Source organism: Lysinibacillus irui (assembly GCF_028877475.1).
Classification (GTDB): domain Bacteria; phylum Bacillota; class Bacilli; order Bacillales_A; family Planococcaceae; genus Lysinibacillus; species Lysinibacillus irui.
In genome coordinates this window covers 796,021-808,448 of record NZ_CP113527.1, presented here as the reverse complement: position 1 = coordinate 808,448, position 12,428 = coordinate 796,021, and the positions used below count along the sequence as shown (strand labels likewise).

The following is a 12,428-nucleotide window of genomic DNA, read 5'->3' as shown; positions in this document are numbered from 1 at the left end:
TGAACAATTCTATCCTGCAATTCAACTATTAAAGTATTTAGCACTTACATAGGCAATCCAATGATACGCTGGATCTTGACGCAAATTTTCAATTAAACCCTTAATAATGGCTCTACTATATGTTGGTTTTTCTATTTCTTGTTTTAATAGCAGTAATGATTCTTTTGCAATTGAATCTTCTGTATGAATGATATTTTGCTCAAATAATTGTAACAGAGCATCCTTTGACACATCTTGTTCACATGGCCTTGCAATAAATGGCACAAGATCTTCTGTGATAAAAGGAATGGTTGTATGGTGTGCAATGATATCTGTCTTCTCTGCTAATGATTTAGCTAGTTGCTCTAAATCAAGAGGAATATCTGAAAAAATAAACAGCTCGGCATAACTCTTCATAAATCCTTTAATACAGTACATAACATCGTATTTCATTTCCTGGAGTTTATCCTGATAAAGTTGTTCCAGCATATAGAGAATGGATTTAGACATTTCTGCTTCATACGCGGTTATTTTATGAAAAAGTTCTTTTTTTGTTAAAAAGACCTTTTCGTTAAAGAACACACGAGCGGATGCAGAATGGTCTTTGAATGCTTGAAAGATGCTTTTATAAAATTCAACTAAAACCGTTTCTTTATTATAGGTGCCTCTGACTACTTGGTCAACATCCGTAATAAACTGCTGTAAATAGTAGTCCACCATTGAAATAACAAGCTCATCTTTTGTTTTGAAGGATAAATAAAATGCACCTTTTGAAATTCCACAACGTTCCGTTATTTGCTGTACAGATGTAGCTTCAAAACCCTGTTCAGAAAACAGTTCTAATGCTTTCTCCATAATTAATTGCTTTTTTAACATATTTTTAACTCTCTCCTAATGCATTTCGTTGACAAATGACCGATTAGTCATTAGTATAAATAATTGAATTTAGATAGTAAATAAAGGGTAGGTGTGAAGGTGAAAGGTTTAGTTAATTTCGTATTGAAAAACAAATTGGCAGTGTGGTTATTAACAATTATCATCACTGTCTCTGGTATTTATTCCGGTACAAGAATGAAAATGGAATCAATACCCGATATCTCCATCCCATATTTAATTGTTATGGGTGTATACCCTGGCGCAACGCCTGAACAAGTAATGAATGAACTGTCCATTCCATTTGAGAAATCCATAGAAAGCTTGGAAGATGTTAAAGCAGTTTATTCAACATCCTCTTCCAACGTAGCACAAGTTCAAGTTGAATATGACTATGGCATTGATATGGATGAGAAAAAACGTCAGTTAGAAGCAGCTTTAGATAATATTAAACTACCTGAAGGTGCACAAGAACCAAGTATTATGGCCATCAGCATGAACATGATGCCAGTAGTAGCTTTATCTGTAAGTAGCTCGAAGGAAGATATTGTAGATCTTACTTCAACAGTTGAGGACGTTTTACTTCCAAAAATTGAAAAAATTGATGGTGTTGCTTCTGCAACTATTACTGGTCAGCATATTGAACAAGTTTCTTTTAAATATGATGAAGAAAAAATGGCTGCACTAGGGTTAACTGAAGAAACAGTCAAGCAAATGATCCAAGCAAGTGACATGTCTTTATCACTTGGTTTATATCAATTTACCGTTGGTGAACAAGCAGTTTCAGTTGATGGTAAAGTAAAATCTGTAGATGAACTAAAAGATTTATTAATTCCTGTCACACCTTCAGCTACAAATCCTTCACCATTCGTTCGTCTAGGTGATATTGCAACGATTGAAGTAGAAGGTAAAGTACAATCTGTATCCCGTACAAACGGTAAGGATGCTATTGCCATTCAAATCGTAAAAGGTCAAGATGCGAATACGGTAACAGTAGTTAATGCAGTAAAAGACCTTATGAAAGATGAAGAAAAACGTTTAGACGGCTTAAACGTTGACATCTCTCTAGACCAAGGTGCCCCAATTGAAGATTCTGTTTTCACCATGATCGAAAAGGCAGTATTTGGTGGTGCAATTGCCGTATTAATCATTTTACTATTCTTACGTGATTTCAAATCAACAATTATCTCGATTATCTCTATCCCAGTTTCTGTCTTCATGGCATTACTACTATTAAACTGGATGGATATCACATTAAACATTATGACGCTAGGTGCGATTACCGTCGCAATAGGTCGTGTTATCGATGACTCGATTGTAGTTGTTGAAAATATTTATCGACGAATTCATTTAAAACAAGAAAAATTAACAGGTCGTGCCTTAATTCGTGAAGCAACGATTGAAATGTTTAAACCTATTCTTTCGTCAACATTAGTAACGGTTGCCGTATTCGCCCCACTTATTTTCGTAGGCGGTATGGTTGGCGAATTATTCATGCCATTTGCCCTAACAATGACATTTGCACTAGGTGCTTCCTTAATCGTTGCCATCACAATCGTACCAGCTTTATCTCACTTCCTATTCCGTAAAAAATTATACGGTGAGAAAAAGGAAAGCCAGCATAAAGAAGTTGGTAAGTTAGCTAATTGGTATAAAGGTGTCTTAGAAAAAGCATTAAACCATAAAATTATTACTTCAATCATTGCGATTGTATTACTTGCAGGTTCCCTTGCATTAACACCTTTAATAGGTTTTAGTTTTATGGGATCACAAGAAGAAAAAGTAATGTACTTAACGTATACACCTGCTACAGGTGAGCTAGCAGATGAAACGGCAGCAAACGTTGAAAAAGTAGAAAAAGAATTAATGAAACGTAAAGATGTTGATATTTTACAAGTTTCCATAACGGATTCCAATAATGTTGACCCTTCAGCAATGATGATGGGTGGAGGCGCTGGCGGTGCCTTAATGTACCTTATCTTTGATCCGGATATGGAGGACTTCCCTAAAGCTCGTGAAGAAGTAGAAAACTATGTGTTTAATATTGGCCAATCAGGAGAATGGAAGTCTCAAAACTTCTCATCAATGTCTATGTCTTCAAATGAAGTAAGCTATACACTATACAGTGATGACTTAGATAAACTTCGAGAAGCAGTAAGTCAAGTTGAGGGTGCTCTAAAAAAAGTAGATGGCTTAGAGGATATCAAATCTGATAACGAAGATCCTTATGTAGAGCATGTCCTTAAAGTTGAACAAAAAAATGTCCTTCAATATGGCTTAACTACTGCTCAAATTGTGATGGCATTAAATTCGAATACATCCCAAGAAGTTTTAACAACAGTTAAAAATGATGGGAATGATATTGATGTTATTGTACAACGTGATGCCAAAGTAGCTGCTACTTCACTTGATGATGTCTTAGCAACTGAAATTAAAACGGCATTAGGCACAACAATGACAATCGGTGAATTAGTAGATGTTGAGGAAGGTACGACACTTAACTCATTATCTCGTTCAAAAGGTGAATATTTCGCAACAGTATCTGGTACGATTACCGATGACGATATTTCCAAAGCAACTTCAGCTGCCGATAAGAAGATTGATAAATTAGATTTACCAAAAGGCGTAACAACTGGTGTTGCTGGCGTTGCTGCAGATATGCAAGAAACATTTACTAAGCTTGGTGTTGCTATGCTAGCGGCAATTGCCATTGTCTACTTCATTTTAGTGGTAACATTCGGCGAAGGTTTAGCGCCATTCGCTATTCTATTCTCACTACCTTTTGCCGTAATTGGTGCATTTGTCGGTCTTTTTGTCACAGGTCAAACTATTTCTGTTTCTGTTATGATGGGACTTCTGATGTTAATTGGTATCGTCGTAACAAATGCCATTGTATTAGTCGACCGTATCATCCATATGGAACATGATGGTCTTGCCATGCGTGAAGCTATCCTGGAAGCAGGGGCAACTCGTTTACGTCCAATCCTTATGACAGCCATTGCAACAATCGGTGCGATGATTCCGATGGCTCTAGGTTCTGGCGGTAGTGGTTTAATTTCTAAAGATTTAGCTATTACAGTAATTGGTGGTTTATTATCTTCAACACTATTAACATTAGTTGTAGTACCAATTGTTTATGAAATGCTATCTAAGATGTTAAAGAAAAACCGTAAAGATATTGAAGAAAATTAATAAGAAAACAGCTACTCATGCGATTCGCTTGAGTAGCTGTTTTTCTATTTATTGATTTTCTTTCACTACAAAAACTTCCTTGCTTTCTACACCTGTAGCAGATACAGCCGTAATGCCGTATGTATAACTGTGCTTAGCAAGAGCTGACTTGTCCAAGTATTGAGTGATGCCATCCTTATTATAAACAACATCTACTATATTTTGAGGGTCATCATAAGAACCTTCTTTGTTCCCATTAAAACGATAAATAACATATTTACGTGGCTGTGTTTCATTGTCGTCAATTATTTCAATCTTACGACCAGCAGCTTCCTTTGTCACTTGTACAAAAGTAGGCGTGTTTGGCACTGTATTATCATCCCAAGTGGTTACTGGTGTCAGTGCTGTATAATTATATAGTTGTTGACGAACAATCGTTGCGTAGCCTAATTTATCGTTTTGAAAACTTCGTAAAGAGAAATGCATTTGTCCTTCGGCTGCTACCTTTTCAGAACGATTTGCTAGTATTTGATTTGGCAATTCCATTTTATTTTTCCATGCTGCATCACTGTCATTGCCAACCTTGTAATCAGCAAGTCCAATGTATAGATGGACAGGGTGCGTTTTTGCATATGTTTGTACTTCATGGCTCCACCAATCTAGCAATGTCCCATATTTGGCAACAGATAATGTCCTTGACCAATAAATTTGTGGGGTAATGTAATCAATTGTGCCATTTTGAATCCATGTTCTGACGTCTGCATATAAATCATCGTAATTATTGACACCAGCTCGTGTGTCACTTCCGGTTTTATCCAATGATTTATTACGCCATACACCAAATGGTGAAATACCAAATTGTACATATGGCTTTGTCTCTTTAATAGCTGTGTAAAGATTTTCTACAAGGTTGTTAACATTATCTCTTCGCCAATCCTCTACCTTTTTAAAGGAAGTACCATATGTTTTGAATGCTGCTTGATCCGGGAAAACTTCATTAGCAATTTTGTATGGATAAAAATAATCATCCATATGCACGGCATCAACATCATAATTGGCTACTAGCTCTCTTACTATTTGAACTAAATAGTCTTGCACTTCGGGTAAGCCAGGATTTAAATAATATTGTTTGCCATATTTAACAACCCAGTTTGGATGTGTTCTAGCCACATTATCGGCAGAAAGGTCGGTTAGCTTTTGTCCAGACATTGTTACACGATAAGGGTTCATCCAAGCATGCAGCTCCATTCCCCGTTTATGCGCCTCCTCTACTATTATCTCAAGAGGATCGAAACCAGGATTTGTACCTTGCTTTTTCCCTGTTATGTACGACGACCATGGTGCTAGCTCAGACGCATAAATTGCATCATTTGTTGGTCTTACTTGATAAATAACAGTATTAAATTTATTGGCTTTTAATTGATCCAAAGTTTGGCGTGCCCAAGCCGTGTACTGCTCCTTATTCATACCAGCTTTCATATCAAGATTGAGAACCGTTGAAATCCAGACAGCCCGCATTTCCCTTTTCGGCTGTGTCGTGTTTGCCTTCGCTGTATTAGCAGGGATTGTCGATAGGCATAACACCAAAATCATCAAGACTAAAGTTAAAATTTTCAATTTACTATTATTATTTCTCATATTTCCTCCATTTACTATTTTTCTATTTTAGTATATGATAACTTCTTGTTATATGCACGTCCCCATTCCTTTTAATTAGAGAAAACATGACTAAAATAAAATAATTCTTTTCCATGATGCACACTTAATAAATGTACCAACTCCTTCTAAAATAAGTATCTTTAATCACCCCAAAAAACACTCTTCCAGATTCCATATTTTAAAATTTCAACTAATTTATGTTTAATTCATTCTTTACGCAGTAATGAACTGTATGCTACAATCAACACAACTTATGTAGAACGGAGGGTATTCCAAATGACAGCTTCAATTAGACTACGATTTCACTTTACTAATTAAATATGTGTACACTTTGCCTGCTGTGCAAGGAAAATGGAATTAGGTCTAGTCTGTTTTAGGAATACTGGAAAAGAGGGGACTTCAACTCCCCTCTTTTTTGTTGTCTTTTAACTTTCCACACAGGCACTACTGTTAGAAAGGGATGACGAAATTGGAACATTGGAAACGTAATACGATACTTTTTTTAAGCAGTCAAACGATTTCACTTTTTGGCTCTGCTCTTGTGCAGTATGCCATAACATGGTATATCACGCTTACAACGCAATCAGGCAGCATGATGACCATTGCGATAATTTGCGGCTTTTTACCAACCTTCTTCTTAGCACCAATAGCTGGTGTTTGGGCAGATCGGTATAATCGTAAATGGCTCATTATTTTAGCAGATGGCATGATTGCCTTATCCACGCTAATCTTAGCCATTTTATTTTTAATCGGCTATGATGAGCTCTGGCTACTATTTGTTATTTCGGCGGTACGTGCCATGGGTGCAGGTATTCAAACACCCGCTGTAGGCGCTATTTTACCGCAATTTGTGCCTGAAGAGCATTTGATGAAGGTCAATGGTGCAAATAGTAGTATTCAAGCTTTTATCATGATTCTTGCACCGATGGCAAGTGGTGCATTATTAACGATGGCTTCCATCGAATCTATTTTCTTTATTGATGTAACGACGGCTGCTATCGCCATTGCGATCTTCTTATTATTTCTGCATATTCCTACACATGCGAAAGCAAATCAGCCACAAACAACAGGCTATTTTAGTGATATGTAACAAGGCTTCATTTACATCAAAGAGCATGCTTTCTTAAAACAATTGTTTTTGTTCTTCGCCTTTTTCATGCTGCTTGCTGCACCTGCAGCCTTTTTAACACCTTTGCAAGTAACCCGTAGCTTTGGCGATGATGTCTGGCGTTTGACTGTTATCGAGATGGCCTTTGCCATTGGAATGTTAATCGGTGGTATCGCAATTGCAACATGGGGTGGCTTTAAAAATAAAGTGCATACGATGACATTATCTGCATTATTATTTGGACTTTGTACAATGGCTCTCGGCATTATTCCTGTTTTTTGGCTGTATCTCGTAATCATGACAGTTACCGGAATAGCTATGCCAATCTTTAATACACCCGCAACGGTGTTATTACAAGAAAAAGTTGAAAGTGATTATATGGGTAGGGTATTTGGCATTCTTAGTATGATATCCACCTCTATGATGCCGTTAGGTATGCTTATTTTCGGTCCGATAGCTGATATGATTGCCATCGAATGGCTACTCATCGGGACAGGAATCCTATTATTTATCCAAGGATTTTTCCTTCTGGGCAGTAAAGTCTTATTAAAAGCTGGCAGATCTACTGCCGAGCAAATAGATGTTGACAATCTAGCAAAAAAGTGAAGATTTTGTATAAGAGATTATTGCTGACGATAAAAAATAATTAAAACCTAGCTTATAAACAACCCTAAATGCATACAGACGCTAAAAAAGCCCTTATCCAGGGCTTTTTCGTCTTTATCCACTTCCTGAGAATAATCAATTGTGCTTTAGCATCTTTCTTTACACAATATCTGAATTTACATACTTTTTCCCCTGTCCTATTAACAACGTAATTTGTTCGATCGTGAATAATAATGAACTGCATATCACAATAAAATAACACTAGAAATAAACACTAATAATGCTAATAGTTTGTCATCGTATTCATTGAGCAACGTGAAATCCCAACATAATATATACATAATCCATGTTAATAAGGACACTCCTGTTAAATAAACAGTGTTACCGAAAACGCCAAATTGACTCTGACTTTTTACAAAGTTACATACATATAAAGGTAACTAAAATTATTAAATATAATAACGATGAATAGGACGTCCTACACTTCCATATTGTATTTCTACTTTTAATAGATTTTGCTTTTCTAAAAAGTCAAGATAGCGTCTAGCTGTAACACGTGCTGTACCTATATAAGTAGAGACCTCCTCCGCCGATACTGCCCCTTCACTTGTTTGAATATATGCAAGCACCTTATCTAAAGTAGCTCGATTAAATCCTTTTGGTAGCTCCTCTACCGTTATTGCTTTTGTTCCTGTCTTTGTAACAACAACTTGCTCAGGAAGACGTTGCTGCATTAAATGATCCACATCATGTTGGGTTAAATCCTGCATACCACTTATTTTTTTCCTGTAGCTTTGATAATTTTTTAATGTTTGCTCAATCCGCTCAAATGTAAAAGGCTTCATAATATAATCATACACACCTAAATGTAAAATACGCTGTACAGTAGGCATATCATTTGCAGCAGTTACAGCGATAACATCGACAGGAAGATGCTCCTCTCGAATTTTTCCTAACGTAATAATGCCATCTTGCTCTGGCATAAAAATGTCCATAAAGACAAGTTCTGGAGTTAATTGTTTAATTTTATTAATTCCCTCAATGCCATTACTTGCATAACCGATTAATGAAAAACCTTTTATTTGCTCAATAAATTGCCTGTTCACTTCTCGTACCATTGGATCATCTTCAATTAATAAAACAGTTATTACATCCATCTATACTTCTCCTAACTCAAATAAAATTAAGAAACTTGTTCCTTTCATAAATTCACTCACTACTTCTATATCTCCATTGCCCTTTCTTACAATTTCATAGACTAGATGCAAGCCAATGCCCCGATTTTCACTAGCTTTTGACGAAAATCCATTTTCAAACATACGATCCTGTACCTCTTTGGACATGCCAATCCCATTATCAGAAACTGCTATCGCTAAGACTCCATCATGCTCGTCTACAGAGATGGCTACATATTTATCTTCCTTAGAAAGAACATTTAATGCCTCAAAAGCATTTTCAATTAAATTGCCCAGTAAAACAACAAAATCATGGTGATCTAATAAAGGAGGAAAGCGTTTAAAATGACTTTTCCGATCAATTTCAACCTCAATACCTAGTTCTTTTCCATAACTTACTTTACTTAACAACAAACCTGAAATATTTTCATTATGAAAGCGTTCGTTTAAGAACTTCGTCAATGATGCTTCATTTTCAGTAGTGACTGTAACATATTCAAGTGCTTGCTTTGTATGTCCCAATTGCAATAGTCCTGCAATTGTATGAATTTTATTTTTATGCTCATGGGTTTGTACACGTAATGCTTGAACAAAGGCCTTTACACCTGTAACTTCCTCTGCAAGCTTTTTCACAGCTGTTAAATCCTTAAACATAGCAACTGCACCAACTAGCTCGCCATTTACAATAATAGGTACACGATTACTTAAGATACTATGATGATTAATGTAAAGCTCTTGATTATAAACAGGTGTTGCTGTTTCAACAATTTCAGGCAGACGGGTATCCGGCAAAACATCATAAATCTTTTGTCCAATACAATCCTCTATTTTCCTAGTAACACCTAAAATATCAGCAGCTTTCTCATTAAAAATCGTTATATTCATTTCCTTATCAACAGCTATTATTCCCTCATGCATGGCATTAAAGGTTTCTGTTCTTTCCACATACATTTTTGCAATTTCATGGGGTTCAAGCCCAAACATTTGTTTTTTTATATGTCGTCCAAGTGTAAATGCACCGAAAATACTGAAAATTAACGAGATAACTATAGTTATCATAATTTCTCGCTCATAGCTTTGTAGCATTTCTAGCAGGGTTGGTAATGCATAGCCAACTACTACAATGCCTACTTGTTCCCTTTTATCATTTATAATGGGTACAAAAGCGCGTATCATGACACCCGATTCTCCACGTGCCTTCGAAACATAATAATGCTCACTAAATGCTGCATTTAAATCCTGCGACTCGCTGCGCTGCCCTAATTCCTTATTTACTGGATGTGATAGTTTAATACGTTCCATATTCATCACAACAATATAATCTGCCTTATTAATAATCCTAATGCCATCTACAATTTTATTAATATTTTTTGCAGATTCTTTGATATTTTCATTTTCCAAATGCACACTAAGCTCTGGTACATTTGATACAGTTTGTGCTACTAGCATTGCCCGCTGACCAAAATTTTTTTCCTGTTCAGACAATAAGTTACCGAGTACAAAAATACCACCTAGTAAAAAGGAGAATGCAATGACTAAAAATGTCACTAACAGTATTTTGCCGTTCACAGGCATTTTCATCATTCAGTAATTCCTTCCTTTCAAATCCGCACTCTCATTGTTAGTGGTACACTTATTAATGATATGACTTTAAGATTATCTGCAAAAAATTCTTTTGACAACACCTTTAATCTATATAATTAGCAGAAAATATTGAATTTAATGAACAATATTACAGATTGATTGTTTACAACTGAACTTTTTTATTACTTTATGTTTTTGTATTATAACAATAATGCATTAAATATAGCGTACCATAACAGACAATGTTATTAATATTACTATATTTATATATAATGGAATAAAATGTACTTAATGAACGTTATGTTTCTTATTTTCTAAATCTCTTATTTTAAGAAATATTCGCTATGATGATTCTAGTGAAAGCGATATCAAAGAGAAAATTTAGAAAAGAGGTAGCAAAAAATGAGGTTATTGAAAAATTTAACTGTTCAGGTTATAGCAGCTATTATCCTTGGGATTATTGTAGGGTCCATTTTCCCCGAGTTCGGTGCCAGCTTGAAAATCTTAGCAGACCTATTCATTAAATTAATTAAAATGTTAATTGCCCCAATTATCTTCCTAACAGTGGTTATTGGAATTGGCAGTATGGGAGATATGAAAAAGGTCGGGAAAATCGGAGGTAAAGCATTACTTTACTTCGAAATAGTTTCTACAATTGCCTTAGCAATCGGAATTGCTGTGGCTTTAATTGTAAGTCCTGGTACAGGTTTAGATACATCAGGTGCATCTGATGCTGATATTTCAAAATATACAACTGCTGCTGCTGAATCTGAGCAGGGCTTGGGTGCATTTATTTCTAGTATTATTCCTGAAAATGTTGTTGGCGCATTGGCGACTGGTCAACTATTACCAGTTCTATTCTCTGCTATTTTATTTGGCTTAGCAGCTGCTTCAATCGGAGCACCTGCAAAACCAGTCATCACATTCTTTGAGCAAGTAGCAGAAATCTTTTTCAAGATTGTCAGTATGGTTATGAAAATATCACCAATCGGAGCTTTTGGTGCCATGGCCTATACAATTGGGAATTTTGGTTTAAAATCTTTAGGTAATTTAGGTCTATTAATGGCTGCAGTATATATTACAATGTTTTTATTTGTCGTCTTTATTTTAGGTGTGATTGCAAAGTTCTTTAGATTCAACATTTTTAAATTTATCGCTTACATCAAAGATGAGATTTTCTTAGTAATCGGCACATCCTCTTCTGAATCAGCTCTACCATCTATGATGCGAAAACTTGAAAATTATGGTTGCTCAAAGCAGGTTGTAGGTTTAGTCGTTCCTACTGGTTACTCCTTCAATCTAGATGGGACTTCCATCTACCTATCAATGGCTGCTTTGTTTATTGCACAAGCATATGGAATGGAACTAACTTGGGTTCAAATACTTACACTACTTGGGATTTTAATGATTACTTCTAAAGGAGCAGCGGGCGTAACTGGGTCAGGATTTATCACATTAGCGGCAACTTTAGCTGCCTTCCCAATGATTCCAGTGGAAGGGATAGCGCTTTTAATCGGTGTAGATCGTTTTATGTCGGAGGCTCGTGCTGTCACAAATTTAATTGGTAATGGCGTAGCATGTGTTGTAGTGTCCAAATCTGAAAAAGAATTTGATGTAACGATGGAAGAACGTGCACTTCAAGGAAAGGCTACTATTGTATCATAAGAAAAAGGGTTGTGATGACAGCCATGGCTGTTTCACTACCCTTCTTATTTTCAAATCTGAAACAGTTACTCACATTTAGCTGAATTCACATAAGTAATCAATGGCGTAGGATTTATTTTTTATCCAAGGATAATAAAAACAATCATGTTTAAACTCTAGTAAAAAGGTGAAAGCATATAGTAAGAGGTGAAGGACATGACAAATAAAAAACAAGCGAAAACACGTTATACTAATAACCCTGATGTATTGGATACAGATAAAGAAAGTATTTTTGATAAACACGAGGACATGAAAACAGTTGATCCAATACCTGTCGAAGAACTCAATGAAAAAGTAAAAGATGAACAACATAAATCTAAAACAAAGGATTCCTCGGCAACAGATAAGCGCTATTGATAAAAAAATTAAGCATAATAATTCATAAAAAGTCGACCTAATTCACTATAAGGTCGACTTTTTAGTTAATGTAGAGAAGGTGAAAAATGAAATTATCTATTTTGAAAACAGATAGCTTCTTTGTAAGAGCTATCACAGTACAAGAATCAAATACGTTATAAATCATCAATATAGTCCTTTCTCATAATAACTTTGACATGTAATATTCATTG

Annotated in this window: 7 protein-coding genes and 1 pseudogene; 4 read left to right on the top strand and 4 right to left on the bottom strand. The window is 35.6% G+C overall.

Annotation, left to right across the window (positions count from 1 at the left end):
* Window positions 1–21: 21 nt before the first annotated feature.
* Window positions 22–855 (bottom strand): TetR/AcrR family transcriptional regulator, encoded by an 834-nt coding sequence (locus OU989_RS03785; protein WP_274795788.1) that lies wholly within the window; start codon window positions 853–855, stop codon window positions 22–24.
* Window positions 856–954: 99 nt separating this feature from the next.
* Between OU989_RS03785 and OU989_RS03780 the strand changes: the two genes are divergently transcribed.
* Window positions 955–4,044, top strand: coding sequence for an efflux RND transporter permease subunit (locus OU989_RS03780; protein WP_274795787.1), 3,090 nt, complete (start codon window positions 955–957; stop codon window positions 4,042–4,044).
* Window positions 4,045–4,092: 48 nt separating this feature from the next.
* On the opposite strand, the gene OU989_RS03775 is transcribed toward OU989_RS03780, so the two are convergent.
* Window positions 4,093–5,661: a glycoside hydrolase family 10-like protein gene (locus OU989_RS03775; RefSeq protein ID WP_274795786.1), complete on the bottom strand. Its 1,569-nt coding sequence runs from the start codon at window positions 5,659–5,661 to the stop codon at window positions 4,093–4,095.
* Window positions 5,662–6,142: 481 nt separating this feature from the next.
* On the opposite strand from OU989_RS03775, the pseudogene OU989_RS03770 reads away from it, so the two are divergent.
* Window positions 6,143–7,396 (top strand): annotated as a pseudogene (locus OU989_RS03770) (MFS transporter).
* A gap of 449 nt (window positions 7,397–7,845) precedes the next feature.
* Here OU989_RS03770 and OU989_RS03765 read toward each other — a convergent pair.
* A complete protein-coding gene (locus OU989_RS03765; RefSeq protein ID WP_274795785.1) occupies window positions 7,846–8,553 on the bottom strand; it encodes a response regulator in 708 nt (235 codons plus the stop codon).
* The gene (locus tag OU989_RS03760) at window positions 8,554–10,155 is read right to left on the bottom strand and encodes an ATP-binding protein (protein WP_274795784.1); all 1,602 of its coding nucleotides are present in this window, start codon (window positions 10,153–10,155) and stop codon (window positions 8,554–8,556) included.
* A gap of 402 nt (window positions 10,156–10,557) precedes the next feature.
* Here OU989_RS03760 and OU989_RS03755 point away from each other — a divergent pair, with 402 nt between their 5' ends.
* Entirely contained in the window at window positions 10,558–11,820 is a 1,263-nt protein-coding gene (locus OU989_RS03755) for a dicarboxylate/amino acid:cation symporter (RefSeq protein ID WP_274795783.1), read from the top strand.
* A 195-nt stretch (window positions 11,821–12,015) separates the two neighbouring features.
* Complete coding sequence (locus OU989_RS03750) at window positions 12,016–12,216, top strand: hypothetical protein (RefSeq protein ID WP_274795782.1); 201 nt, start codon at window positions 12,016–12,018, stop codon at window positions 12,214–12,216.
* Window positions 12,217–12,428: the final 212 nt, after the last annotated feature.